Below are 24,496 nucleotides of genomic sequence, written 5' to 3' on the forward strand. Positions count from 1 at the left end.
TCAGTCCCTTGCGCCGACATTGGTCGGCGAGCGCTCGATCCCGTCGGCCGGGCGCACCACGACGTGGCGGGCGCCCGAACGGGTATCGGCGACGAGCTTTTCGAGGTCGGTCCAAGCCGGCTTGTCCGTGAAGGTCCGGCGCATGTAGGCGAGGAGCGCCACCGCGTCGGCGTCGCTCAAGGTTCCGGCGAAGGCCGGCATCACCGAGGAATAGTCGCCGTCGCCGGGCGGCAGGCCGTGCAGCACGACGGTGACGATGTTGCCGGGATCGGGCGCGGCGACGGCGGTGGAGAGGTGGAAGTCGAGCCCGCCATAGGGCTGCGGCCGGCCGCTCGCGTGGCAGGTGGCGCAGGCCGCGGCATAGACCGCCTCGCCGCGCTCAGTGGAGGCCGGCTGGACCGCTGCCGTCAGCGAATCGCCGGCCGGCGCGGCGCCGCCCGGGCCACCGCCGCCGGCGACGTAGCGGCGCAAGCCCTCGGCCGCCGCCAGCCGCTCCGGTGCGGGCGGTCCCATGACGTCGGCGGCGTAGGCCGCCATCGCGTCGACATCGGCGTCCGGCAGGCCGGCGAGGTTGCCGGTGACTTCCGCCATCGGCCCGCGCGCGACGCCGTGCTCGGCGTGCCAGCCGTGCCGAAGGTAATGCGCCAGCGCGTCGGAGTTCCACGGGATCGGCGCGTGCGAGTCCCGGTTGATCGCGTAGGAGTTCCACCCCTCCGCTTCGCCGCCGGCCCAGTGCTCGGCCTTCTTTTCCGCGCCGAGGATGTTGCGCGGCGTGTGGCAGGCGCCGCAATGCGCGAGCCCTTCAGCGAGGTATGCACCGCGGTTGACCCTCTCGCTCTTTGTCGGATCCGGCCGGAACTCGCCCTCGCGGAAGAACAGGAGCTTCCAACCGGCGACGCTCATCCGGATGTTCAGCGGGAAGGGCAGGTCGTTCGGCGGCGGCGTTGCGCGGACGGGCGTGCGCGTCATCAGGTACGCGTAGAGCGCCCGGTTGTCCGTGTCTGAAACCAGCGTGTAGTGGTCGTAGGGAAAGGCCGGATAGAGGTGGTTGCCCTCGCGGTCGACGCCTCGGCGCATCGAGCGGACGAAGGCCGCCTCGCTCCAGCGGCCGATACCGGTCTCCTCGTCGGGCGTGATGTTCGAGGAATGGATCGTGCCGAACGGCGTCGGGATCGCGAGGCCGCCGGCGAAGCTCTTGCCGCCCGGCACGGTGTGGCAGGCGATGCAGTTGCCGACCGCGGCGAGCTTCGCGCCCTCGGCGACGAGCCGGCCGTCGAAGGCGGCAGGGGCTGGCCGCTCGACCCGGTCGATCGCCGGTTCCCAGGCATAGGCGATGCCGGCGACCGTCGCGACGGCGACCAGTCCGAGACCGGCGAGGGCGATGCGAGCGATTTTCATTGTTCCAGTTCGAAGGATAGTCGAACGGTCGCGAAGGTCATCCCGCCGGCTGATCGCGATTTCGCGAGCCGGCTCCGGATGCGGCGATCCGCCCCTGCCGGACGCCTGAAGTGGAGAATGCGGATGGACGTGGAAACGACGCGGCGGATGGAGGCGGCCTGGCGGGCGCGCTACGGCGCGGCGGCGCCGGCCGCGATGCCGTGGAACGAGACGATCGCGGGCCTCCTCGCGCATCGCTCCGTGCGGGCCTACCGCGGCGATCCGCTTGCCCCCGGCACGCTGGAAGCGCTCGCGGCGGCGGCGCAATCGGCGCCGACTTCCTCCAACATGCAGGCGTGGTCGCTGGTGGCGGTGACGGAAGCGGCGACGAAGCGGGAACTCGCCCGTCTCGCCGCCGGGCAGAAGCATATCGAGGAATGTCCGCTTTTCCTCGTCTTCCTCGCCGATCTCTCGCGCGCCGAGCGGCTGGCCGGGCGCGAGGGCGTCCGGCTGGAAAACCTCGCCTATCTCGAAACCTTCCTCGTCGCCGCGTTCGACGCCGCCTTCGCGGCTGAGAACGCGCTGGTCGCCGCCGAGTCGCTCGGCCTCTCCACCGTCTATATCGGTGCGCTGCGCAACCGGCCGGAAGCGGTGGCGGCGCTGCTCGGCCTCCCCGGCAACTCCGTCGCGCTGTTCGGCCTCTGCGTCGGCCATGCGGACGAGCCTCGCGTCCCGAACGGCGTCCGGCCGCGCCTGCCACAGGCGGCCGTCGTCCATTGCGAGCGCTACGACGCCGCGAAGGAGGCCGATCTCGTGGCGGCTTACGACCGGACCTTCGCCGCGTCGCCGAACGGCGGTCCGCGGGGCTGGACGGCGCGGGTGTGCGACCGCTTCGGTCCGCTCGCGGCGCTCGCCGGCCGCGAAACGCTGAAAGGCACGCTGCGCCGGCTCGGCTTCCCGCTGGCGTGAAGCCCGTCAGGCCTTTCAGCCGCCGGCGGCGCGGCGATAGCGGCAGAAGCTCGCGTAGCGCTTCGCCGGGCCGGCGACGCGCCAGTATTCCGCCCAGTCGTTGGTGCTGCGGCAGATGATTCGGCCGAGATAGAGATCGGCGCCGCAGTCGTGGCGGACGGCCTGCGAAGCTCGCGCTCCAAGCGTGACGAAGGGGCGTCCGTCCGAAAAGAGCACATCGAGACGCGAATCGGCCGAGTGCAGACGGTAGGCCCGCTCGGCGGCGACCGTCCCGCGCGGCATCCGCAGTTTTCCCGTTTCCGCGAACGCATCCTCCGTCAGTTGGAGGCGGCCGGCGAAATGGTAGACCGCGTCGGCGCGATGATCGACGATCACGCGCCGGACGTCCCACAAACCGACGAACTCGGTCAGGAACTCCCCAGATCGCTCCTCAGTTGTTCTTCTCATCGGAAAGTAACTTTGGGTTGCATTCCATACACTCGTATGGATTGCATGGAAGTCCTTCGCGTACCAAGCATTAATACTGACGTTTCTTCATATCTGCTCATTGGGCAATTGTTAGCATCCGCTGCGCAGAGTCATGCCGACGCGTGTTCCTCTTTGGTCGGCAAGTTTTCATGCACGAGTTTTCGAGCAAAGGCTTCGGCCGGCGAGTGACGCTTCCCATGTCGGGGATGGTCGTCGCCACGGTGTTCCTCGTTCTCGTCTTCGCACTCATCAGCGCCCATCGCCAGAACAGCCTGGCCGTGGAATCGTCCACGCAGCTCGCGGAAACGGCGATCAGCGTGAAGGAGCGCGAGATCGCGCGCAACCTCAAGGACTACGCGGTCTGGGAGGACGCCTACCGCAACCTCCACGAGAACCTCGACCTCGCCTGGGCCGCGACCGACGGCAATGTCGGCGCCAACATCTATACCGGCCTCGGCTACGAGATGGCCTTCGTCGTCTCGCCGGAAGGCAAGACCGTCTATGCCGTCATGAACGGCGAGCCGGGCGCCCCCGTCGACGCCTTCGCGACGATCCCGACGGGCCTTCGCGAACTGGTGGCGAGGGGCGCCGTCGACGCCGAGCCGGCCGTCGGCTTCCTCCGGTCCGGCAGCGACGCGTTCCTCGTCGCGGCGACCGCGATTGTCCTGCCCTCCGCCGATCGCGCCGCGCTGCCGCCGTCCAGCCGCTCGGTGCTGATCTTCGCCAAGAAGTTCGATGCGAAGTTCCTCGCGCGGATCGGCGAGGAATATCTCCTGCAGAACCTGCGGATCGTGCCGTCGGCGACGGCGAGCCTCGGCGCCGCCGTGCCGCTGCGCTCGCTCGACGGCGCCGATCTCGGCTTCGTCTCCTGGTCGCCCGAGAAGCCGGGCACCGATCTTCTGCGCTTCCTCCTGCCGCCGATGGCGATCTCGCTCGTCGCGTTCGGCCTCTTCGCCTTCCTCGTGCTTCGCCATACGAAGCGCTCGGCGGCGGAGATCGAGACCTCGGCCCGCACCATCGAAGCCTATGCAAGGACGCTGGAAGACAGCGAAGCGCGCTTCCGCGACGTCGCGGAAGCCTCCTCGGACTGGATCTGGGAATCCGACCGGGACATGCGCATGGTGTACTTCTCGGCGAGGTTCACCGAGGTGACGGGGCTCGCGGCGGCGGGCGTCCTTGGACGCACGCTGGAGCAGTTCTTCGTGATCGAGCGGGCGGACGAGGCGTGGCAGTCCCGCGCCCAAGCGCTCCGGGCGCAGGAGAGCTTCCGCGATCTGCGCTGCCGCTACCACGACGCCAGCGGCCTCCTGCGCGTCTGCCGCCTCGCGGCGCGGCCGATCGTCGATCATGCGGGCAGCTTCGCCGGCTATCGCGGCACCGCGACCGACATCACCAGCGAGGTCGAGGCGCAGGCACGGGCGACGCATCTCGCTCTGCACGACGCGCTGACCGGCCTGCCGAACCGCGTGCTCTTCCACCAGCGCCTCGGGCAGGCGTTGGAAGCCGATGCGGACGAGCGCTCGCGCCTCGCCGTCCTCTGCCTCGATCTCGACCACTTCAAGGAGGTCAACGATACGCTCGGCCACGCGGCCGGCGACATTCTCCTCCAGGAGGTCGGCCAGCGGCTGAACGCCTGCATTCTGCCGTCCGATACCGTCGCGCGGCTCGGCGGCGACGAGTTCGCGATCGTCCAGAACGGCGTCAACCAGCCGCTGGAGGCGAACGCCCTGTCGCGCCGGATCCTGGAAAGCCTGAACCGGCCCTACATGGTGGACGGGAGCGAACTGCATGTCGGCGTCTCGATCGGCGTCGCCTTCGCCGAGGCGGAGAACGACGGCGCCGACGCGCTGCTGAAGAACGCCGACATCGCCCTCTATCGCGCCAAGCAGTCGGGCCGCGCGACGATGCGGGTCTTCGAGCCGCGCATGGACATCGAGCTCCAGGCCCGCAAGGCGCTCGAATACGATCTGCGGCAGGCGCTCGCGCGCAACCAGCTCGAAGTGCACTACCAGCCGCTCGTGGAGCTCGAGAACGGCCGCATCGCCGGCGTCGAGGCCCTGGCGCGCTGGCGCCATCCGGAACACGGCCTCGTGCCGCCGAGCAGCTTCATCCCGCTGGCGGAGGATACGGGCCTTATCGTCGGCATCGGCGAATGGGTGCTGCGCACCGCCTGCGCCCAGGCCGCCGCTTGGCCGGAACTCCGCGTCGCGGTGAACCTGTCGCCGATCCAGTTCAGGCACAGCGAACTGGTCGAGACGGTGCGCCAGGTGCTCGTCGACACCGGTCTCGCGCCGCACCGGCTCGAACTGGAGATCACGGAGAGCGTCCTTCTCCACGACGCCGCCGCCGCGCGCGAGATCCTGACCGCGCTAAAGGAGACCGGCGTCTTCATCGTCATGGACGATTTCGGCACGGGCTATTCCTCGCTCGGCTACCTGAACTCCTTCCCGTTCGACAAGATCAAGATCGACAAGTCCTTCATCTCGGACCTGTCGGCGGAGAAGTCGAACGCCATCGTGCGCTCGGTGATCGGGCTCGGCCAGAGCCTCAACATGATCACCACGGCGGAAGGGGTGGAAACGCCGGAGCAGGTCGAGTTCCTGCTTCGCGAAGGCTGCGAGCAGGTGCAGGGCTACCATTTCGGCCGCCCGATACCGGCCGACGCCATGACGACGCTCATCGGCGGTTGGACGAACGACCTCGGCGAAGGTCGATCCGCCGCCTGAAGACCCATAAGAAATAGCAACCGGGAATACGTGATGTCGGCTATCAAAGCCATGCAAGACCGCGTGCGCGATGCGCACGCGACGCCCCTTCCTGCCGCCGCGACGACGCCGGAACCGGCCCGGCGGACCGATCCGCCGCTGCCGACCTATGCGAGCGTCGACGCCATGATCGCCGAACTGAAGCCGACCGAGCCGGTCTTCTGCTTCCTGCCCGACGAGATGAAGGCGGCCGCGCGCCGCTTCCGCGGCCTGCCCGGCCGCGTGCTCTACGCTGTGAAGTGCAATCCGCATCCCTTCGCGCTCCGGACGCTGTTCGAGGCCGGGATCAGGGATTTCGACGTCGCCTCGCTGGAGGAGGTCAAGCTGATCGACAGCCTGTTCGGCAAGGCCGCCGGGCAGTTCTTCAACAATCCCGCCAAGTCGCGTCCGGCGATCCGCGCGGCGAGCCGCGACTTCGGTATCCGCTTCTACACGGTGGACTGCGCCGCCGAGGTCGACAAGATTTTGGACGAGACGCGCGGCGGCGACGACCTGATCATCGCCGTACGTCTCGCGACGCATTCGCGCGACGCGCGCTACGCCCTTTCCACCAAGTTCGGCGCCAGCCCGGCGGAGGCGGCGGAACTCCTGCAGCGCATCGATCGCCGCGGCGTGAAGGCGGGCATCTCGTTCCATGTCGGCTCGCAATGCCTGTCGCCCGACGCCTTCGGCGCGGCGCTCGACCTTTCCGGCAAGGTGGCGCGCAAAGCCGGCGTTGCCTTGAGCGTGATGAATGTCGGCGGCGGCTTTCCCGCGCCCTATCCGGGCGACGACCCGGCACCGCTCGAGCGCTACTTCGCCGAGGTCATCTACGGGCACCGCAAGCTCGGCCTCTCGTCGAGCTGCATGCTGATGTGCGAGCCCGGCCGCAGCCTCGTCGCGAGCGCCGGCCGCGTGGTGGCGCAGGTCACGGTGCGGCGCGACCGGACGCTCTTCATCAACGACGGCGTGTTCGGCGCGCTGCAGGAACTCGGCCATCCGAAGGAGCGGCGGCCGGTGCGGCTCGTGCGCGCCGACGGCGCGGCGACGACGACGACCCGGACGGCGGAATTCAGGATCTACGGTCCGACCTGCGATTCCAATGACGTTCTCGGCGCGCCGTTCGTCCTGCCCGACGACGTGCGCGAGGGCGACTGGCTGGAGATCGGGCTGATGGGCGCCTACAGCCTGTCGATGCGCACGCATTTCAACGGCTTCTTCCTCGACCGCGTGGTATCGATCGAGGGCTGACCGGCGGACGCGGCGGATCGCGGGGAGACGGAAACGATGCGAACCGCCGGGATGCGGACGAAGACCGCCGCGACCGTCCTCGGCACGTTCGGCGTGGTGCTGTGGGCGACCGAGACGGCGCTGATCACCTTCACCACCGCGATCCCGCCGATGCAAACGGTCGGGCTCGCCTTCGCCTTCGCCGCGCTTCTGTCGCCGCTCGTCTGGCTCGCGACCGGCGACGATCCGCGCGCCGCCTTCCGGCAGCCGCTCCGGATCTGGCTCTTCACGGTCGGCTCGCTGGTCGGCTACCACGCCTGCATCTACTACGCGACGCAGAAGGCGCCGCCGGCGGCGGCCGCGCTTTTGCAGGGCACGACCCCGCTGATCATCGTGCTCGGCTCGGCGCTGCTGCCGGGCGAGCGCCTTCGCTGGTGGCACGTCGCCGGCGCGGGGCTCGGCCTCGCCGGCATCCTGCTTCTCATCGGCAACGGCAGCGACGAGGCTGCCCCGACGGTCGCCGACCCCGCCTTCTACCTCGCGGTCGTCGGCACCGCCGCGGCGCTATGGGGGCTGTATTCGGTCGTGTCGCGCTTCTTCGGCGACGTGCCGACCTCGGCTCTCGGCGCGTTCTACGCCGCCTCCGCCGTGGTCTCGCTCCTGCTCCACGCGGCGACGGAAAGCTGGGTGGCACCGTTGGCGAGCGATTGGGCGGCGATCGCGGCGCTGGGAATGCTGCCGATGGGCCTTGCCCTTTTCTTCTGGGACTATGGCGTCAAGCGCGGCGACATCCAGGCGCTCGGCGCGATCTCCTATGTCGAGCCGTTCATCGGCGCGGCGCTCGTCGCGGCGATCGGGCACGGCGAACTCAGCGCCCCGCTGCTCGCTGCCGGCTGCCTCGTCGTCACCGGTGCGGCACTGGCGAGCCGCAGCCTCCTGCAGGGTGACGCAGGGCGCGGAAGCGCTGCCGCCGTGGCCGCGACCGTCGCGACCACGCCCGAGCGGACCGCGGAGGAGGAGATCGAGGCAGGGCTGCTCGAACTCGGCCTCGGCGTCCTCGACTATCTAGCCGCACGGCAGGGCGAACCGCTGACGAAGCATGAGGTCGACACGGTCAACGCCTTGATCGCCCGTTTGCTCGCCGCTTGGAACGCTCTCGACCGACCGGCCGAAACGCCGGCGCCAACTCCGGACGCCGTCTATCCGGACCCGCTTCGACGGGAAGCGGCCTGACCGCATCCACCACAGTCGCGACCGTTGTGTTCGTGTTTTGTTCGTGCTAGCCCTGCTTCGTCGGGAGAGCGGCGCGTGGCCCCGCAAGGCGGTCCGCCCGGACAGGAAGAGGCACCGCGGTTCGATGGACGCCGAAGACGCCACCTTTAGCGATACCTGGTTCGAGAACGCCGACTGGACCGTCTCGGTGGACGGGTTGGAGCACAAGCGCACCGGCTACTTCATCGCCCGGGACGGCGTCGGCCGCCAGCGGAGCGACGGCTGTTGGGCCTGGCCGATGCACATGCTGGAGAAGAGCTGGGTGGAGCCGGCCGCCTTCGTCGAGGCCTTCGGCCGCGCCATCGGCCTGTTCGGCCTGGCGGCGGATGCCCGGCTCGCCCGTTCCTATCACGAAAGCGGCCTCGCCGGCTTCGGGCCGATGGACATGGTGCGGCCGGCGGCGGTTCCCGCCGTGCCGGAGCCGGCACTCAAAGCCGGCTCGCCGGAATTCCGCGATGCGCTCCGCCGCGTGGCCGCGCAGAACGGGCAACGGGCGGGCAAGCGCCGCGCCGCCTGAGGTTCGGGCCCGTCAGGGCAGGCGGGACAGGAGGGCGCGGATCACCGCGCCGCTCGTCTCGCTCGGATGCGCGGTCTGGAAGCCGAACTCCGACAGGACGGCGTCCGGTGCGACCGGTGCGCGCGCCGAAGCGTGCACTTCCCTCGCGCCCGTGCGGCGCAGAAGTTCCTTAACGTTCTCCGGGCGCACGCCGCCGCCCGGCATCACGATGATCCGCTCGCCAGCCCGGGCCACCAGCGCGGCGAGCGCTCCCGATCCCGCGACCGCGTTTCGCATGCCCCCCGACGTGAGGATGCGCTCGAATCCGAGTTCCACGGCGAGTTCCAGCGCCGCGGCTCGGTCGGGAACGAGGTCGAAGGCGCGGTGGAGCGTCCGCCCGAGCGATCCCGCCGCATCCGCGAGCCTCGCCAGCGCATCGGCATCGAGCGTCCCGTCCGGGCGGGAAGCGCCGAGCACGACGCCCGCGAGGCCCACTTCGCCGGCGGCGGCGATGTCGGCCCGCATCGCCTCCACCTCCCGCCGGTCGCTGACGAAACCGCCGGCGCGCGGGCGGATCAGCGCATAGACCGGGATCGGCGCTTCCGCCGCGAGCCGCATCAGGCCGGGCGAGGGGGTCAGGCCGCCGAGATCGAGCGCGGCGCAGAGCTCGATGCGGTCCGCGCCGGCTTCCACGGCGGTTTCCAACCCCACCGGCGTGTCGACGCAGACTTCGAGGCGCGTTCGGCGGGGACTGGTGGCGGTGGTCACGCTCGATTTTCCTTGCGCGCCCTCCGCCCTTGACGCGGGGGCCTCGCCGGTAAACCAGAAGCCGGGCGCGTCGGGAAGCGACGACGGCGGGGCGAAGAGGAATCATGGGCGAGGCGACGAACCATTCCGGGGCATCCGATGCGGCCCTGTCCCTCGGGCGCGGCCGCCCGGCGATCTGCGCCGATATCGGCGGCTCGTTCATCAAGGCGGCGCGCCTCGACGGCGACGGCGCGTTCCGGAACGAAGTCCGCATGCCGACGCCGGCGAAGGACTGGCCGGCCTTCCGCGACGCGATGCGCGGGCTCTTCGACGCCGCGCCGGAGGCCGAAGCCCTGTCGCTGTCGATCGCGGGCGTGTTCGACCCGGATACCGGTCTCGCCGTCGTCGCGAACATTCCGTGCATCCACGGCCGCCGGCTCGCCGCCGACCTCGAAGCGGCGATCGGGCGGCCGGTGCTCGTCGCCAACGACGCCGACTGCTTCGCGCTCGCCGAGGCGCTGCGCGGGGCCGGCGTCGGATATCGCAACGTCTTCGGCATCATCCTCGGCACCGGCATCGGCGGTGGCCTCGTGGTCAACGGCCGGATCGTCGCGGGGGCCGGCGGCGTCGCCGGCGAATGGGGCCACGGCCCGGTGATCCGACCGCAGGATGGCTGCGTCGGGCCGGAAGGCTTTCCGGCCTACCGCTGCGGCTGCGGGCAGGTCGGCTGCGTCGACACGATGGGCGCGCGCGGGCTGGAGCGGCTCGACCGCCACCTCAACGGTGTCGAACGGGACAGTCGCGCGCTGGTCGACGCCTGGGTCGCGGGCGAGCCGGCGGCGACCCGTACCGTCGAATTATGGATCAACCTCGTTTCGGGGCCGCTCTCGATCGTCGTGAACGTCACCGGCGCGGCCGTACTGCCGGCGGGCGGCGGCCTGTCGAACAGCGCGCCGCTCCTCGCGGCGCTCGATGCGGCGCTGCGCCGGCGCATCCTGCGACGGGCCGATGCGCCGCTGATCCGTCAGGCCCGGATCGGCGCGGATGCGGGGCTCGTCGGGGCGGCGCTGCACTGGCGCACGGAAGCGGTCGCGGCCGTCTGAACGGTGCCGCGAAAAGCGGTGAGGCGATCGGTCGCGACAGCTTCGCGCAAGCTGCGGGAGGGACCGTCGGACGGTTGCATGCCGAGGAACAAGCCGTGCAGACCGACCGGATCGAAACGCACCTGATCGTCGCGAAGGGATCGGACGGCAAGGTCTACGATCTCCATCGCATCAGCTATCGCGAGCGCCCGAAAGCGCTCGGCTCGAACGCCGCGTGGAGCGAGACGGCGGTCGAATGGCTGATGTCGAACGGCGCGCTGGTGGAAACCGCGGACGAGACGACGTTCCGGCTGCCGGGCGGCGAACTCCTGCTGACCAAGCTGAAGGATATCGCCGCCGCCGCGGCGGGGAACTGACGCCTAAGCCGTCATCGGCGCGCCGAGCCGCTCCGCGAGGAAGGCGCCCGCGAGCCGCATCGCCTCCGGAGCGATCTCGTGGCCGACGCCGGGCAGGACGTGATGGCGCACCGCGAGGCCGCGGGCCCGCAGCGCCGTGGCGGCATGCTCGCCCTCGGTTGCCGGCACCACGGGATCGGCGGCGCCGTGGACGATGAGGAAGCCGGTCTTCGGTGAGGGCGCCAACGGCTCGGGGCTGGCGAACCTGCCGGACAGCGCGACCGCGGCGGCGACCGGCCAGCGCCCGCGCATCGCGGCGTCGAGCGCCATCGTCGCCCCTTGCGAGAAGCCGACGATCGCGACGCGGTCGAGACGTCCGGCAAAGCCGTGACGCTCGACGATGCCGGCGACGAGGGCGTCGAAGGCCGGCCGTGCCGCCGCGACGCGCGCCGGGCGGTTCGCGGGCGTGACGCCTTCCAGGCTGAACCATTGCCGGATCGGGCCGCCGCCGTCGAAGGGCTCCGGCGCGTCGGGGGCGTCGAAGTCGGCGTCGGGCAGCGTCCTCGCCCAGATGCGGCCGAGCGGCATGAGGTCCGCGCCGCTCGCGCCGACGCCGTGAAGCAGGACGACGAGGCTGTCCGGCATGCGCTCAAGGAGCCGGCGCGAAGCGGAGCCGGGTGCCCCAGGGATCGCGAAGGGCGAGCCCGCCGTCGTCGCGCTCCGCCGCGACGCCCGCGCCCGTCGCCTTCGCCGCGAGCCGGTCGACGAAGGCGGGATCGCGCAGGCGGATCGCGACTTCCGCCAGGCCGGTCGTCGGCTCGGCGCGCGGCGCGGCGCCCCGGCTGTTCCAGACGTTGGCGGCCAGATGATGGTGGTAGCCGCCGGACGAGAAGAAGCTCGCGCCCGGATAGCGGGCGGTGACGTCGAGGCCGATGAGGCCGTTGTAGAAGATGTCGGCGGGCTCGACCGCGCCGACCTGCAGGTGGACGTGGCCGACCGTCGTGCCGGCCGGCGCCCCCTGCCACGGCTCGGAGCCGGCCGCGCGGATGAGGGCGTCGGTGTCGAGCCGATCGGTGCGCATCGCCACCAGCCCGTCTGTCCAGGTCCAGGCGGCGCGCGACCGGTCGGCATAAATCTCGATGCCGTTGCCTTCCGGGTCGGCGAGGTAGACCGCCTCGCTGACGACATGGTCGGACGCGCCCTGCAGCGGCAGGCGCTTCTCCGCCATGTGGCGCAGCCAGCGGCCCAGATCGCCGCGCGTCGGCAGGAGGAAGGCCGTGTGGAACAGGCCGGCGTCGCGGGGTGAGCGCTCGCGCGCATGCGCGTCGCGGCGCAATTCCAGCAGCACGCGGTCGCCGGCGCCGAGCGCGCGGCTTTCGCCGTCGCGCCGGAGTTCGGCGAGGCCGATCACGTCGCGGTAGAAGTCGGCGACCCGGTCGAGGTCCCGGACGATGAGGGCGACCTTGTCGATCGCGAGCGGTGCGTCGTCGAACTCCGCCATGTGTGATTCTCCGGGTTAGCCGGTCGGCTAAACATGCCGCTCGTCGCGGCGACGACCCTTCTTAGCCGGCCGGCCGAGCCGTTTCGCCCGCGAATTTGGAAACGGACCGTGCCTGATCCGGCGACTTCGGCGTCAGATTCGCTCGACACCGACCGAGTAGCCGATGCGCCACGGCTCGCCAGCCCGCAACGCCACCGCCGTCGGAACCCCACGCCGCGCCGGCTCGCTTTCGCCCCGCGACGCCGCGGTGCCGAGGTCGAAGGCGGCGGCGACCGGCTCGACGCCGAGCGCCAGATGCCGGCCGTTCCACGGGGCATGGGCGCGGCCGCGATTACTGATCCAGAGCATCACCGCGGGGAGCTTCGCGGCGTCCCAGCGGAGCGTCGTACGGATGCCGGTCTCGCGGTTCGCCAGATCGACGCGGCCGCGCGCGCCGCCGACGAGCACCCGGCTCTCCGAACGCCCTGCCAGCGGCAGGCGCGTCAGGTCGAGCGTGCCGCCGGCGCGGAGCGGCATCCGCCGGAGATCGTCCGCGACCGCGCCCGGAACGAGCGGGCAGGGATCGGGCTGCGGGTCGTCGGGATGGGTGAAGACAGGTCCCGCGGCGTCCACCGCAAGCTCCATCGCCCCCGGCCGTTCGGGCAGGGCGAAGACCGGATGGAGGCCGATCGGCAGCGCCGCGTCGGCGCGGGGGTGAACCGTCAGTTCGAAATCGAGTCCGGCGCCGTTCGGCGTCACGCGGCGCTGCAGCCGCTCGACCGGGTGGTCGGGCGGATAAACGATCGCGGCGACGAGGCTGCCATCGTCGATCCGCATGTCCCAGTCGTGGTTCGAGCCGAAGCCGTGCGGGAACGGGTCTTCCCAGCCGCCGCCCCTGTCCGCTTCCGCCGCGCCGAACGGCACGCAGGGCCATTCGCCGCGAAGCCCGTGCATCAGCCCTTCTTGCGCGTCGCCGTCGGGACGCTCGACCCACGGGGCGGTGTGGAACGGCCGGACATCCGTCCCGTCGGGAAGCGTGAACCGGACGGGGCCGAGCATCGCGCCGAGCGGCTGCAGCGTCGCGCTGCCGGCGGACCAGTCGAGGCGGATGGCGGGCGCTGGGGTCATGGGCGCAGACTTGCGATGCGTCGCCCCGATGTCCAGCGCGGATCGCCGCGGTCTCAGTCCGCGGCGAAGGCGGCGCGGAGCGGCCCCCAGGCGCGCTCGTACCAGGCGAGGTTCCGCTCGCCCGGCGGCTGATCGACAATCACCGTCACCGTCGCGCCCGAAACCAGCGGAAAGTCGGCCGGCACGTTCTCGAAGCCGATGTCCACCGGCACCCGCTGCGCCAGCCGGATCCATTCGAACGCGGGCTCGGGCGCCAGCAGCAGGTCGGATGCCGTGGCGTTCTGCGAATCGGCGATGGCGCGCGCGATCGAGCGCACCCGGCCCTGCAACACCTTGCCGCTCGCCATCATGCGCAGCCGCGCCGTCGCGCCGACCTCGATCCGCGGCAGCTTGGTTTCCATGAAGTACGCGTCGACGCGATACGAGGCGGCGTCGACGATCGCCATCACCGCCGAGCCCGGCTGCGCGTAGTCGCCGACATCGACGCGAAGGTTGGTGACGAACCCGTCGACATTGGCGCGGATTTCCGTTCGAGCCAGATTGATCTGCGCGTCCTCCAGCGACGCCTGCGAGGCTTCGACGTTGGCGTTGGAGGAGGCGAGCTGCAGCTGCGCCTGCACGACGGTCGCCTGCGACACGGTGTTGGCGTCGCCGCGGCTGAGTTGCGTCGTGCGGTTGGTGTTGTCGGCCTGGATGTTGCGGTTGGCGATCGCGACGTCGAGCTGCGCCTGCGCCTGGCGCACCGCCGACTGGTAGGTCGCCGGATCGATCCGCATCAGCAGGTCGCCCTTCTTCACCGGTGAGTTGTTGCGGACCGGCAGCTCGACGACATTGCCGGCGACGTAGCTCGCCACCTGCACGGTGCGGGCGAAGACGCGGGCGTCGCGCGTCCAGGGCGCCTCGAAATAGGTGGTCCAGATGAAGGTGACGCCGAAGACGGCGCCGATGACGAAAAGGGCGGTGAGGGCGAGGCGGACGACGATCATTCGGGCGAGCGCTCTAAAAGTCCGGGTAGAGCGCCGACACGGCGCCGAAGAGAATCAGGAGGAGGCAGAGCCGGGCCAGCGGCGGGTGCCAGAACAGCGACCAAGCCTTGGCATGCAGCATCACCCGGTCGACGGCGAACCAGAGGATGCCCGCGATCACCGCGCAGAGCAGCAGCGAAGGAAAGAACAGGCCGGCGGCGGAGAGTTCATGCCGCATCGCGCTAGCCTCCTGCCGCCTGCAGACGACGGTCCTCGACGAGGAGTTCGAGGAACTCGACGCCGAGCGCGAACCGAAGCGCACCTGCCCGCGCAAGTTCGGGCATGTCCGCGCCGGACGCGAGCGCCAAGGCCTCGCGCCGCGCCGTATCCAGCGTCGCGCGCGCTTCGGCCCCGTCGCGGGAGCCGGCTTCGGCCTGCACCGCCTCTGCCACGTCCTCGAGGGAGGCGGCGAGGGGCCGCGGCAGGTGGCCGAGCCGCCGCAGCCGATGGAGTTCGTAGAGTTCGAGGCCTGCGGCCGCGACGGCCCGGCTGCGCCGGACATCGGTGCGGTTGGCCGGCTCGGCGAGATCGAGGTCGCCGCCGTAGTCGCCGATCGCGTCGAGCGACTGGGCGAGGAATTCGTCGGCCCGTGCGTCCCGGCCCCGCGCGGCCCGTGCCAGGAGCCGCGTTCCGGCGTCGTCGAGGTGCCGGCGCAGCCAGCGCTGGTTCTCCGGGAACAGGACGGTGAAGGCCGCGACGATCACCGGCGGCAGGAAGGCGAGCGCCGCCATCGCGTTGAAGGCGCCGAGCGCGTCGTAGGTCTCGGTGTTGGACGGCTGCAGGGCGGTCGCGAGGAAGATCGCGCCGCCGAGCGCGTAGGTGCGCAGCATCTGGTCGTAGCAGACGTAGAAGAACACGAAGAAGACGGAGCCGACGAGCGCCGCGAAGGCGGTGAAGGTCTCGACGTAGGGCAGGGCGGCTTCGAGCGCGAGCACGGGCAGGAACATCGCCGCGAAGCCCAGACCGAGGGCCTGTCCGCCAACCGTCAGCGCCGCGCGCGGCGCGATGGCCGGCAACGTGACGCAAAGTCCGGCCGCGATGAGCGCCAGGGTCTCGAAGGAGGAACTCGCGCTCGCGATCCAGAGCGTGGTGAGGCCGAGAAACACCAGCGCCGGTCGAAGGCCGCGCTCGAACGCCGCTCGCCAGTCCGGATAGCGGGGCGCGATGCGCTCCGTGCGCGGCGGCGGCTCCATCGGGTCGCGGATCGCCGCTTCCGCGTCGAGATAGCCCGCCGCGTCCAGCGCGAAGCCCCGCAGGGCATCGAGCGCCATCGCCTCGCGGCTGGTGTCCCGGTCAGCGCGGCGGACGAGGTCGCGGATCGCCGGTCGGAGATCCATCTCCGCGACGCCGGCTCGAAACGCCGCCGCCTGTTCCCGGATCGCCGCTATCGGCGCGTCCGGCGGCGGAACGGCGGCGAGGATGCCGACGATCCGGGCGCTGGCCGCCTCGACTTCGGCCGAGAGTTCCGCGCCCTGCAGACCGGCCATGGCGTAGGACATCCGCTCGGCCGCGATGAGGAGCCGGTTCAGCCGGTTGGTCGCCTCCGTGGCTTTCCGCGTCGAGATCCTGCGGTGCGAGCGCTCCAGGCTCTGGGCCCTGAGGTTCGCGTAGGCGCCGGACAGCGCCTTCGTCAGCCCTTGCGTTTCCTCGACGCCGATCTCGTCGCCGACCGCGGCCGCGCGCCGCGAGAGTTCGAGCACTTTGGTCCGCGAATCGGCGAGCGCGTTCGTCAGGACGCGCGAGGCCGAGACGGGAAACACCACGAGCAGGACGACGAACGCCGCGGCGATGCCGATCAGCGTTTCCGTGGTGCGCGTCACCGCGATCTCGAAGCCGGTCGGCGCGTTCGACCCCGTGTCGAACACGATCACCAAGGCGGTGAGGCCGGACACGGCATAGGCATAAGCGTCGAGCCCGACCTCGAAGCGCGCCAGCATGCCGACGGCGAGGATCCAGAGCGCCAGCGCCGCGACCACCGCCGCGCTGTTCTGCGCGAACAGCGCCAGCACCACCAGCGCGAAGGCGGCGCCGACCAGCGTTCCGATAAGGCGCGCGACGGAGCGCCAGACCGTCAGGCCCGAACTCGCCTGCGAGACGAGCGCCACAGTCAGGAGCGCCCAGTAGGAGCGATCGAGATCGAGAAGGAAGGAGCCGGCGAGAGCCAGCACCGCGATCAGCGCGACGTTCGTGGCGTAGACCAGCCGTTCCCTGCTGAAACCCGCGAGCCAGCGCGCGCCGTCGAACGCGTTCCGATGTGGCGGAGAGGGGGCGGACACAGCTTCGCTCGCCGTCATCGCGGCATAGGGCCTTCACCTTCCGAACGGTTGGAGCGGCGCTCGAGCGGCCGAGCCACGATTCGGAACGGAAGGTAATACCTCGCGTCCTCCCGTCGAGAGCGAAACGCTCCCGGCGGAACCGCTTCCGGACGGCCGTTATGAGAGTTCGGCTCGGGGGCCCGCGCGCCTGCTACTGCGCCGTGTAGACGTAGAAGCCGGTGCGCTCGATCACCGCGTTCGCGCTGGCATTGTCGAAATCGGCGAGCGCGCCGTTCACGCGGTCCATGCGGCCGGCATAGCGCCAGCCGGTGTCGCGCAGGAACGAGGGCATGATCCCGACATCCGGGATGACGCAGACGATCGAGGGGTCTTTCCGCTGATGAAAGACATTGAACATCGCATCCTCCCCCGTTCGTCTCCGCTGATCCGGCCATATCTCACGCGATCTGGTCGGGATGATGACCGCGAACGCGCATTAGCCGAATCAGGTGCATGAATCGTGAATGCCGCGCGGCCGGAACCTGGAGTCGGGCGACTGGCCGGCAATGGCTCGCCGCGACATGTGATTCGGCGAGACGCAACGGAGACCGAGGCCCATGTTCCGCGCCCTCCTCGCCGAGAAGATCGGCGACAGCACCCGCACGACGCTGCAGGAGATCGACGAGGCGCGGCTGCCGGACGGAGACGTCGCCGTAGAGGTGCTTTACTCGACGCTGAACTACAAGGACGCCCTGGCGATCACCGGCGACGGGCCGGTGGTGCGCTCGTTTCCGATGGTGCCGGGCATCGACCTCGCCGGCCGCGTGATGGAAAGCCGGCACCCGGACTGGCAGCCGGGCGACGCGGTCGTGCTGAACGGCTGGGGCGTCGGCGAAACGCATTGGGGCGCGCTCGCCGAAAAGGCGCGGCTCGACGGGAACTGGCTGATCCGGCTTCCCGCCGCCTTCGACGCGCGAAGCGCGATGGCGATCGGCACGGCCGGCTACACGGCGATGCTTTCGGTGATCGCGCTGGAGCGCCAGGGCGTCGCGCCGGACCGGGGCGAGGTCCTCGTCACCGGCGCGACCGGCGGCGTCGGCTCGGTCGCGGTGATGCTGCTGGCCCGGCTCGGCTATTCGGTCGCCGCCGTCACGGGCCGGAGCGCAGAGCATGGCGACTACCTTCGCCGCCTCGGCGCCGCGACCGTGCTGGATCGGCAGGACTTCTCGGAAGCCGGCAAACCGCTCGGCAAGGAGCGCTGGGCCGGCGCGGTGGATTCGGTCGGCGGCCGGACGCTCGCCAACGTCTGCGCGACGCTCAAGCGCGGCGGCACCGTCGCCGCCTGCGGCCTCGCCGGCGGCATGGACCTGCCGGCCAGCGTCGCGCCATTCATCCTGCGCGGCGTCAGGCTGATCGGCATCGACAGCGTCTACCGCCCGCGCAACGAGCGGGAAGAGGCGTGGACGCGGCTCGGCGAACTCGTCGACGTGTCGCTGCTCGAAAGCGCGACGAGCGAGATCGGGCTGGAATCCGCGATCGACGCCGCGCGCGGGCTGCTCGACGGTCGCTCGAAAGGGCGCATCGTCGTCGACGTCAGGCGCTGAGCGGCGGGACTTCGCCGGGGAGATTGGCATCCGCGCCGGAAAGGCTTAAATCTGCCCCCGCCGGCACGGGCGTCGCGCGGCTTCGGACGGGAATGCGGCTTCTGATCGACCGATGACCGGCAAGCGCCTCCTCATCTACAGCCACGACTCCTACGGCCTCGGGCACCTGCGCCGCTGCCAGACGATCGCGAACCATCTCACCGCGCTGCACGACGACCTCGCCGTCCTGATCGTCACCGGTTCGCCGGTGGTCGGCTCGTTCGACTTCCACCCGCGGGTGGACTTCATCCGCGTGCCGGGCATCGTGAAGCTCGACAACAACGCCTACGCCTCCTCGATGCCGGGCATCGCCGCCGAGGACATGATGGACGTTCGCGCCGTGATCATCCTCGAAGTCGCGCGCCGCTTCCGGCCGGACGTCTTCCTGGTCGACAAGGAGCCGCTGGGCCTGAAGGGCGAGGTCCGCGACGCGCTGCTGTTCCTGCGCCGCGAGGGAACGCGCAACATCCTCGGCATCCGCGAGATTCTCGACGACACGGGGCGGCTCAGGGACGAATGGGAGCGCAAGGGCGCGCTCGACGCCGTCGAGCAGCTCTACGACGAGATCTGGATCTACGGGCCGGAGAACGTCTACCGGCCGCTTGACGGTCTCGGCCTGTCCGGGCAAGCGCTCGGCCGCGCGCGCTACACCGGCTACATCCGCCGGACGCTCAGCGAGGAGGCGAAGGCCGAGGACGGGGGCGAGGGGCCGTACATCCTCGTCCATGCCGGTGGCGGGGGCGACGGCGCGGCGGTGATCGACTGGGTGATCGCCGCCTACGAGCACGACCCGGACCTGCCGTGCCCGGCGCGGATCGTGTTCGGGCCTTTCCTGTCGGCCGACGAGCGCGCCGGCTTCCGCGACCGCGTCGCCGCGATCCCGAAGCTCAGCGCCGAAAGCTTCGTCACCAACATGGAGGCGCTGATCGACGGCGCGGTCGGCCTCGTGACGATGGGCGGCTACAACACGTTCTGCGAGATGCTCTCTTTCGACAAGCCGACGCTGATGATGCCGCGAACGCGCCCGCGGCTGGAGCAGTTCATCCGCGCGACGCGAGCCGAGGAGCTCGGGCTGCTCCGCGTGATGCTGCCGGACGGCCGGCCGGACCCCGCGCGCATGGCCGCCGCGCTGCGCGGCCTGCCGGACCAGCCGAAGCCTTCTGCCGCCGGCCTGCCGAACCTCCTCAGCGGCCTCGACGAGATCGACCGCTTCTTCACCGAGGCCGTTTCGGCCCGGCGGCGCCGGCCGGCGCTCCTGAACATCGTCTGACGATCCCGCGATGAGCGAAACGGCGACGGCCCCCCGGCGGCCGCGGGTGGCGATCGTGCTGAAAGGCTATCCGCGCCTCTCGGAAACCTTCATCGCGCAGGAGATCCTCGGGCTGAAGCGGCTCGGGTGCCCGGTGCATCTCGTCTCGCTGCGCTGGCCGACCGACGAGCGCGAGCATCCGGTCCACGCCGAGATCGCGGAAGCGCCGAACTACCTGCCGGAATATCTCTACCAGGAGCCGCTGCGCGTCGTCCGGTCCTGGTGGCAGGCGCGGCGGCTTCCCGGCTACCGCGCCGCGCGCCGCATGTTCCTCGCCGACTGGCGGCGCGACCGAACGCCGAACCGCGGCCGACGCTGGGGGCAGGCGATGGTGCTGGCGAGCGAGATGCCGGCCGACATCGGGCTGATCTACGCGCATTTCCTCCATACGCCGGGCTCCGTCGCGCGCTATGCCGGGCGGATGCTCGGCCTGCCCTTCGCGGTCTCGGCGCATGCCAAGGACATCTGGACGATCCCCGACTGGGAAAAGCGCGAGAAGCTCGGCGACCTCGCCTTCCTCGTCACCTGCACCGGAGCGAACGCCGCGCACCTGCAAGGTCTCGCGCCCGAGCCTGAGCGCGTGTCGCTCGTCTATCACGGCCTCGACTTCTCGCGCTTCCCCCCGCCGCCCGTGGGAACGGAACCAAGTCGCCGCGACGGCTCGGCGGCGGGCGATCCGGTGCGACTGCTCTCGGTCGGACGCTTCGTCGACAAGAAGGGCCATGCCGGCCTCCTCGACGCGCTGTCGCGCTGCCGGGACCTCCACTGGCGGATCGAGTTCATCGGCGGCGGCCCGCTGAAGGAGGAATTGCGCGCGGAAGCCGAACGCCTCGGCCTCGCCGACCGGGTGAGCCTTCGCGCGGCGATGGCGCAGGGCGAACTCCTCCTTCGCTACCGCGCGGCCGATCTCTTCGTGCTCAATTCCCGCATTTCCGACGACGGCGACCGCGACGGCCTGCCGAACGTCCTGATGGAAGCGCAAAGCCAACGGCTCGCCTGCCTTTCGACGCGAGTTTCCGCCGTGCCGGAGATCGTGCGCGACGGGGAAACCGGGCTGCTCGTGCCGCCCGACGATCCGGCGGCGTTGGCGGCGGCGCTCCGGCGGCTGATCCTCGACCCGGCGCTCCGAATGCGCCTCGGTGCCGCCGGCGAAACGCACCTTCGCGCCCATTTCGGTCATGCCAGCGGCGTCGAGAGCGTGTTCCAGAACATCCGGCGGGTGCTGGAGCGATGAGGGTCGCCTTCCACGCGCCGATGAAGGCCCCGGACGACCCGGTGCCGTCCGGGGAAGGGCGCATGGCGCGGCTGTTCATGGAGGCGATTCGCCGGGCCGGTTGCGAGGTCGAACTCGCCTCGCGCTTTCGCGCCTACGAGGGCGCGGGCGATGCCGGCCGGCAGCGCGAGATCGCGGCGGAAGGAGCGCGGGAAGCCGAGCGCCTCGTCGCGCGCTATCGCGCCCTGCGGCAAGCCGAACGGCCGGCGCTCTGGTTCACCTACCATCTCTACCACAAGGCCCCGGACCATCTCGGGCCCGCGGTCGCCGGCGCGCTCGGCATCCCCTACGTCGTCGCCGAGGCATCGCACGCGCCGAAGCAACGGAACGGGCGCTGGGCGGCAGGCTACCACGCCGCCGAAAGTGCCATCCGCCTAGCCGACCGCATCTGGTGCATCAACCCGGTGGATCGCGCCTGCCTCCTGCCAATCGCGAAGCCGGGCGCGCTTCGCGACCTGCCGCCTTTCATCGACACCGCGCCGTTCCGGGCGGGCGACAGGGCGACGGCGCGCAGGTGGGCCGACGCCGCTTTCGGCCTCGATCCCGACGCGCCGCTGATCCTCACCGTCGCGATGATGCGCGCCGACCAGAAGCTCGAATCCTACCGCGTGCTCGCCGATGCGCTCGGTCGGGTGGAGAAGCGGCGCTGGAATGCGCTCGTCGTCGGAGACGGCCCGGCGGAAGCGGAGGTACGCCGTTCGATGCAGCCCCTTGGCGGCAGGGTCGCCTTCGCCGGCCGGCTCACTGGCGACGATCTCGTCCGCGCCTATCGCGCCGCCGACATCTACGCCTGGCCCTCGGTGAAGGAGGCGGTCGGCATGAGCTTCATCGAGGCCGCGAGCGCCGGCGTCGCGGTGGTGGCGGGGCGGTCCGGCGGCATCGATCACGTGGTGGAGGACGGCCGCACCGGGCTCGTCGTGCCGGCCGGCGACGCGGCGGTGCTGGCGGAAGGCATCGCCGTGCTCCTCGACGATCCGGCCCGCGCGCATCGCATGGGCGAAGCGGGCGCGGCCCGCGCCGTCGAGGTGAACGACGTCGAGGCCGCCGCGCGCATGCTCGCGGCGGATATCCGCCAACTCGTCGCTGCGCGCTGATGCCGGACTTCCTGCTTCTCCGCCATGCCGCGACGGACTGGAACGAGCGCGGCCTCATCCAGGGCCGGGCCGATGTGCCGTTGTCGCCGGCGGGGCGTGATGCCGCGAGCGGCTGGCGGCTGCCGCCCTTCGCGGCAGGCTGGACCGTCGTCGCGAGTCCGCTCGGTCGCGCCCGCGAAACGGCTGAGGCGATGGGCCTCGTCCCCCGGCTCGATCCGGCCTTCATCGAGATGGATTGGGGTGCCAGCGAAGGGCGGACGCTCGCCGAGCTTCGCGCAGAGGGGGGCGAGCCCTTCGCCGCGAACGAGGTCCGCGGCCTCGATTTCCGGTCCGAGAATGGGGAATCGCCGCGCGAGGTCGGCGCGCGCGCCCTCGAGGGATTGCGGCTGCTCGGCGGGAACAGCGCGATCGTCACCCACAAGGGCGTCATCCGCGCGCTTCTCGCCTCCGCCACCGGCTGGGACATGCGCGGCAAGGCGCCCGTCCGTTTGCTCCCCGGCACTGCGCACCATTTTCGCTTGAACGAGGGGTTGAGCCTCGTTCAGGCCAACATTCCGCTCGGCGAGGTTTCGTGAAGCCAAAGGTCCTGTTCTACGTCCAGCATCTTCTCGGCGTCGGGCATCTGAAGCGCGCCGCTGCCATCGCGGCCGCGATGGGCGCTCAAGGGCTGGACGTCACCGTCGTCCACGGCGGCACGCGCGACGAGGGTATCTCCTATCCCGGCGCGAGCGTGCATTACCTGCCCTCGGCGACGATCCGCGGCGGCGACTTTTCGACCCTCATCACCGCGAACGGCAAGCCGGCCGACGACGCCTGGCGCGACGCGCGTCGCGACGAACTGCTCGACCTTGCGGACCGCCTCCGCCCGGCGGCGGTGCTCTTCGAACTCTTTCCGTTCGGCCGACGGCAGTTCCGCTTCGAGCTCCTGCCGCTGATCGAGGCGATGCGGAACTGGACGCCCCGGCCGGCGCTCCTGTCCTCGGTGCGCGACATCCTGGTGCGGCCGGTGAAGGCCTCGCGCGAAACTGAAGCCGCCGACCTCATTCTCGCCAGCTTCGACGAGGTGCTGGTGCATGGCGACCCGGCCTTCGTGCCGTTCGAGTCGAGCTTCGGTGAGGCGAAGCGGATCGCGAGCAAGCTTCGCTACACCGGCTACGTCTCGTCGGATCTCTCGGCGCTCGCCGGCGACGCCGCCTTCGACCCGGCCGGGGAGGGGGCGGGCGAAGTCGTGGTCTCGGCCGGCGGCGGCGCGGTCGGCGCGACCCTCCTGCGTGCCGCGCTCCATGCCCGTCCGCGAAGCCGGGCGCATTCCCTCGACTGGCAGCTGATCGCCGGACCCCGCCTCGCGCAAGGTGAGTTCGACGCGCTTCGGCACTTGGCGGAGGATGCGGACGCGGACGAAGGCGGGCGAGTGCGAGTCGAGCGGTTCCGCTCCGATTTCCAGGCGGTGCTGAAGCGGGCGGCGCTTTCGATCAGCCAGGGCGGCTACAACACCACGATCGACCTGCTGCGCGCCGGCGTTCCGGCGATCGTCGTGCCGATCGGTGCGGAAGAGGAGACCGAGCAGAACGAGCGCGCCTCGCGCCTCGCCAGCCGCGGCTTCCTCCACGTGCTGCCGGAGGCGGCGCTGGCGGAGCGGCTCGCCGGCACGATCGACGCCACTCTTGCGGACGCCCCCCGGCGCCGCGCCATGCCGGCCGCCGACTTCGCGCTCGACGGCGCGGCGAACACCGCGCGGATCGTTGCGGAATGGGTCGCCCGGGCGCGATGACAGGGACAGGCTGGGGCGAAATCGGCAATCGTCTCGACCAACTCGCCGAGCTCTGCGGCGAGGTCCGCTTCTGGCTGCGCGACGACGACGCGACCGAACCCTCGGCCGCCCTCGACCGGCTGCTCGGCATCGCGGCGGAAACCGCGACGCCGCTGGCGCTGGCGGTGGTGCCGGCCGTCGCGACGGCGGGTTTGGCCGATCGGCTCGCGGGCGAATCGCACATCACCGTGCTGCAGCACGGGATCTCGCACGCCAATCATGCGCCGCCGGGCGAGAAAAAGGCTGAACTCGGCGACCACCGGCCGGTCGACGCGGTTCTGGCGGACCTCGCCCACGGCCGCGACCGCCTCCACGCCTTTTCGCGCGTCGCGCCGATCCTCGCGCCGCCCTGGAACCGCATCGGCGTCGAAGTCGCGAAAGGGCTCGCCGGCCTCGGCTATCGGGGCCTGTCGCTCTTCACCGGCCGGAAGCCCAATCCCGTCGCGCCGGGCGTCCTGGCGGTGGATACGCATCTCGACCCGGTGGACTGGGCGGCCGGCTCGTTCAAGGGCGAGCGGGAAATGCTCCGCCTTCTGGCGGAGCGGCTCGACACGCTGATCGACGGCCGCGCCGACCCTCGCCGAGCCACCGGCATACTGACGCATCATCTCGTCCACGACGGGGAAACCTTCACATTCCTGTCGGGTCTTCTCCGCTATCTCGCGAAACGAAAGGATTGCCGGTTTCTTTCCGCCGACGATCTTCTAGCTAAGCATCAGTCTGACTTGTGAGGCCGCA

The 24,496-nt window shown here is 70.8% G+C and carries 24 protein-coding genes; 14 read left to right on the forward strand and 10 right to left on the reverse strand.

The window, feature by feature from the left end:
• Complete coding sequence (locus F6X38_RS17295; RefSeq protein ID WP_150971823.1) at window positions 1–1,398, reverse strand: c-type cytochrome; 1,398 nt, start codon at window positions 1,396–1,398, stop codon at window positions 1–3.
• Between the two features lie 123 nt (window positions 1,399–1,521).
• Here F6X38_RS17295 and F6X38_RS17300 point away from each other — a divergent pair, with 123 nt between their 5' ends.
• Window positions 1,522–2,346, forward strand: a complete 825-nt coding sequence (locus tag F6X38_RS17300) for a nitroreductase family protein (RefSeq protein ID WP_246191406.1) — start codon at window positions 1,522–1,524, stop codon at window positions 2,344–2,346.
• Between the two features lie 15 nt (window positions 2,347–2,361).
• Here the strand turns inward: F6X38_RS17300 and F6X38_RS17305 are convergent, their stop codons facing one another.
• Window positions 2,362–2,793 (reverse strand): DUF6314 family protein, encoded by a 432-nt coding sequence (locus tag F6X38_RS17305; protein ID WP_150971825.1) that lies wholly within the window; start codon window positions 2,791–2,793, stop codon window positions 2,362–2,364.
• 218 nt (window positions 2,794–3,011) lie between these two features.
• Here F6X38_RS17305 and F6X38_RS17310 point away from each other — a divergent pair, with 218 nt between their 5' ends.
• From F6X38_RS17310 to F6X38_RS17325, 4 genes are all read left to right on the forward strand, one after another.
• The gene (locus F6X38_RS17310; protein WP_246191407.1) at window positions 3,012–5,540 is read left to right on the forward strand and encodes a bifunctional diguanylate cyclase/phosphodiesterase; all 2,529 of its coding nucleotides are present in this window, start codon (window positions 3,012–3,014) and stop codon (window positions 5,538–5,540) included.
• 33 nt (window positions 5,541–5,573) lie between these two features.
• The gene (locus tag F6X38_RS17315; protein WP_150971829.1) at window positions 5,574–6,809 is read left to right on the forward strand and encodes a type III PLP-dependent enzyme domain-containing protein; all 1,236 of its coding nucleotides are present in this window, start codon (window positions 5,574–5,576) and stop codon (window positions 6,807–6,809) included.
• Window positions 6,810–6,845: 36 nt separating this feature from the next.
• Window positions 6,846–8,021, forward strand: a complete 1,176-nt coding sequence (locus tag F6X38_RS17320; protein ID WP_246191408.1) for a DMT family transporter — start codon at window positions 6,846–6,848, stop codon at window positions 8,019–8,021.
• Window positions 8,022–8,145: 124 nt separating this feature from the next.
• Window positions 8,146–8,577: a hypothetical protein gene (locus F6X38_RS17325; RefSeq protein WP_150971831.1), complete on the forward strand. Its 432-nt coding sequence runs from the start codon at window positions 8,146–8,148 to the stop codon at window positions 8,575–8,577.
• 12 nt (window positions 8,578–8,589) lie between these two features.
• Here the strand turns inward: F6X38_RS17325 and F6X38_RS17330 are convergent, their stop codons facing one another.
• Window positions 8,590–9,324, reverse strand: coding sequence for a copper homeostasis protein CutC (locus tag F6X38_RS17330; protein WP_150971833.1), 735 nt, complete (start codon window positions 9,322–9,324; stop codon window positions 8,590–8,592).
• Between the two features lie 104 nt (window positions 9,325–9,428).
• On the opposite strand from F6X38_RS17330, the gene F6X38_RS17335 reads away from it, so the two are divergent.
• Together F6X38_RS17335 and F6X38_RS17340 are read left to right on the forward strand one after the other, a co-directional pair.
• Complete coding sequence (locus tag F6X38_RS17335) at window positions 9,429–10,406, forward strand: ROK family protein (RefSeq protein WP_150971835.1); 978 nt, start codon at window positions 9,429–9,431, stop codon at window positions 10,404–10,406.
• Window positions 10,407–10,501: 95 nt separating this feature from the next.
• Window positions 10,502–10,762 carry a hypothetical protein gene (locus F6X38_RS17340; RefSeq protein WP_150971837.1) on the forward strand — a complete coding sequence of 87 codons (261 nt, stop codon included), beginning with the start codon at window positions 10,502–10,504 and terminating at the stop codon, window positions 10,760–10,762.
• A gap of 3 nt (window positions 10,763–10,765) precedes the next feature.
• Here F6X38_RS17340 and F6X38_RS17345 read toward each other — a convergent pair whose 3' ends face one another.
• The 7 genes from F6X38_RS17345 to F6X38_RS17375 all read right to left on the reverse strand — a co-directional run bounded on the left by F6X38_RS17345 (window position 10,766) and on the right by F6X38_RS17375 (window position 17,047).
• On the reverse strand, window positions 10,766–11,386 hold the full coding sequence (locus F6X38_RS17345) for an alpha/beta hydrolase (RefSeq protein ID WP_150971839.1): 621 nt from the start codon (window positions 11,384–11,386) through the stop codon (window positions 10,766–10,768).
• A gap of 4 nt (window positions 11,387–11,390) precedes the next feature.
• The gene (locus F6X38_RS17350; RefSeq protein ID WP_150971841.1) at window positions 11,391–12,242 is read right to left on the reverse strand and encodes a VOC family protein; all 852 of its coding nucleotides are present in this window, start codon (window positions 12,240–12,242) and stop codon (window positions 11,391–11,393) included.
• 132 nt (window positions 12,243–12,374) lie between these two features.
• Window positions 12,375–13,349: an aldose epimerase family protein gene (locus tag F6X38_RS17355; RefSeq protein WP_150971843.1), complete on the reverse strand. Its 975-nt coding sequence runs from the start codon at window positions 13,347–13,349 to the stop codon at window positions 12,375–12,377.
• Window positions 13,350–13,402: 53 nt separating this feature from the next.
• Window positions 13,403–14,335, reverse strand: a complete 933-nt coding sequence (locus F6X38_RS17360; protein ID WP_150971845.1) for an efflux RND transporter periplasmic adaptor subunit — start codon at window positions 14,333–14,335, stop codon at window positions 13,403–13,405.
• 13 nt (window positions 14,336–14,348) lie between these two features.
• Complete coding sequence (locus F6X38_RS17365) at window positions 14,349–14,552, reverse strand: DUF1656 domain-containing protein (protein ID WP_150971847.1); 204 nt, start codon at window positions 14,550–14,552, stop codon at window positions 14,349–14,351.
• A 4-nt stretch (window positions 14,553–14,556) separates the two neighbouring features.
• Entirely contained in the window at window positions 14,557–16,650 is a 2,094-nt protein-coding gene (locus F6X38_RS17370) for an FUSC family protein (RefSeq protein WP_161992810.1), read from the reverse strand.
• A 190-nt stretch (window positions 16,651–16,840) separates the two neighbouring features.
• Window positions 16,841–17,047 carry a hypothetical protein gene (locus F6X38_RS17375; protein ID WP_150971850.1) on the reverse strand — a complete coding sequence of 69 codons (207 nt, stop codon included), beginning with the start codon at window positions 17,045–17,047 and terminating at the stop codon, window positions 16,841–16,843.
• Window positions 17,048–17,246: 199 nt separating this feature from the next.
• On the opposite strand from F6X38_RS17375, the gene acuI reads away from it, so the two are divergent.
• From acuI to F6X38_RS17410, 7 genes are all read left to right on the forward strand, one after another.
• Complete coding sequence (gene acuI / locus F6X38_RS17380; protein WP_150971851.1) at window positions 17,247–18,233, forward strand: acrylyl-CoA reductase (NADPH); 987 nt, start codon at window positions 17,247–17,249, stop codon at window positions 18,231–18,233.
• A gap of 112 nt (window positions 18,234–18,345) precedes the next feature.
• Window positions 18,346–19,542, forward strand: coding sequence for a glycosyltransferase family protein (locus tag F6X38_RS17385; RefSeq protein WP_150971853.1), 1,197 nt, complete (start codon window positions 18,346–18,348; stop codon window positions 19,540–19,542).
• Window positions 19,543–19,552: 10 nt separating this feature from the next.
• A complete protein-coding gene (locus F6X38_RS17390; RefSeq protein WP_150971855.1) occupies window positions 19,553–20,815 on the forward strand; it encodes a glycosyltransferase in 1,263 nt (420 codons plus the stop codon).
• Entirely contained in the window at window positions 20,812–21,948 is a 1,137-nt protein-coding gene (locus tag F6X38_RS17395; RefSeq protein ID WP_150971857.1) for a glycosyltransferase family 4 protein, read from the forward strand. The genes F6X38_RS17390 and F6X38_RS17395 overlap by 4 nt, the downstream gene beginning before the upstream one ends.
• On the forward strand, window positions 21,948–22,523 hold the full coding sequence (locus F6X38_RS17400) for a histidine phosphatase family protein (RefSeq protein WP_150971859.1): 576 nt from the start codon (window positions 21,948–21,950) through the stop codon (window positions 22,521–22,523). The genes F6X38_RS17395 and F6X38_RS17400 overlap by 1 nt, the downstream gene beginning before the upstream one ends.
• The gene (locus F6X38_RS17405; protein ID WP_150971861.1) at window positions 22,520–23,719 is read left to right on the forward strand and encodes a glycosyltransferase family protein; all 1,200 of its coding nucleotides are present in this window, start codon (window positions 22,520–22,522) and stop codon (window positions 23,717–23,719) included. Before F6X38_RS17400 ends, F6X38_RS17405 begins: the two co-directional genes overlap by 4 nt.
• Entirely contained in the window at window positions 23,698–24,489 is a 792-nt protein-coding gene (locus tag F6X38_RS17410; protein ID WP_150971863.1) for a polysaccharide deacetylase family protein, read from the forward strand. Before F6X38_RS17405 ends, F6X38_RS17410 begins: the two co-directional genes overlap by 22 nt.
• Window positions 24,490–24,496: the final 7 nt, after the last annotated feature.

Source organism: Plantimonas leprariae, from assembly GCF_008802405.1.
Taxonomy (GTDB): domain Bacteria; phylum Pseudomonadota; class Alphaproteobacteria; order Rhizobiales; family Rhizobiaceae; genus Plantimonas; species Plantimonas leprariae.

Coding starts and splice junctions, on each gene's coding strand:
- F6X38_RS17360 (WP_150971845.1), bottom strand. CDS start 14,335: ATGATCGTCGTCCGCCTCGCCCTCACCGCCCTTTTCGTCATCGGCGCC.
- F6X38_RS17300 (WP_246191406.1), top strand. CDS start 1,522: ATGGACGTGGAAACGACGCGGCGGATGGAGGCGGCCTGGCGGGCGCGC.
- F6X38_RS17375 (WP_150971850.1), bottom strand. CDS start 17,047: ATGTTCAATGTCTTTCATCAGCGGAAAGACCCCTCGATCGTCTGCGTC.
- F6X38_RS17335 (WP_150971835.1), top strand. CDS start 9,429: ATGGGCGAGGCGACGAACCATTCCGGGGCATCCGATGCGGCCCTGTCC.
- F6X38_RS17385 (WP_150971853.1), top strand. CDS start 18,346: ATGACCGGCAAGCGCCTCCTCATCTACAGCCACGACTCCTACGGCCTC.
- acuI (WP_150971851.1), top strand. CDS start 17,247: ATGTTCCGCGCCCTCCTCGCCGAGAAGATCGGCGACAGCACCCGCACG.
- F6X38_RS17295 (WP_150971823.1), bottom strand. CDS start 1,398: ATGAAAATCGCTCGCATCGCCCTCGCCGGTCTCGGACTGGTCGCCGTC.
- F6X38_RS17365 (WP_150971847.1), bottom strand. CDS start 14,552: ATGCGGCATGAACTCTCCGCCGCCGGCCTGTTCTTTCCTTCGCTGCTG.
- F6X38_RS17315 (WP_150971829.1), top strand. CDS start 5,574: ATGTCGGCTATCAAAGCCATGCAAGACCGCGTGCGCGATGCGCACGCG.
- F6X38_RS17350 (WP_150971841.1), bottom strand. CDS start 12,242: ATGGCGGAGTTCGACGACGCACCGCTCGCGATCGACAAGGTCGCCCTC.
- F6X38_RS17355 (WP_150971843.1), bottom strand. CDS start 13,349: ATGACCCCAGCGCCCGCCATCCGCCTCGACTGGTCCGCCGGCAGCGCG.
- F6X38_RS17345 (WP_150971839.1), bottom strand. CDS start 11,386: ATGCCGGACAGCCTCGTCGTCCTGCTTCACGGCGTCGGCGCGAGCGGC.
- F6X38_RS17305 (WP_150971825.1), bottom strand. CDS start 2,793: ATGAGAAGAACAACTGAGGAGCGATCTGGGGAGTTCCTGACCGAGTTC.
- F6X38_RS17395 (WP_150971857.1), top strand. CDS start 20,812: ATGAGGGTCGCCTTCCACGCGCCGATGAAGGCCCCGGACGACCCGGTG.
- F6X38_RS17310 (WP_246191407.1), top strand. CDS start 3,012: ATGTCGGGGATGGTCGTCGCCACGGTGTTCCTCGTTCTCGTCTTCGCA.
- F6X38_RS17325 (WP_150971831.1), top strand. CDS start 8,146: ATGGACGCCGAAGACGCCACCTTTAGCGATACCTGGTTCGAGAACGCC.
- F6X38_RS17390 (WP_150971855.1), top strand. CDS start 19,553: ATGAGCGAAACGGCGACGGCCCCCCGGCGGCCGCGGGTGGCGATCGTG.
- F6X38_RS17410 (WP_150971863.1), top strand. CDS start 23,698: ATGGGTCGCCCGGGCGCGATGACAGGGACAGGCTGGGGCGAAATCGGC.
- F6X38_RS17400 (WP_150971859.1), top strand. CDS start 21,948: ATGCCGGACTTCCTGCTTCTCCGCCATGCCGCGACGGACTGGAACGAG.
- F6X38_RS17320 (WP_246191408.1), top strand. CDS start 6,846: ATGCGAACCGCCGGGATGCGGACGAAGACCGCCGCGACCGTCCTCGGC.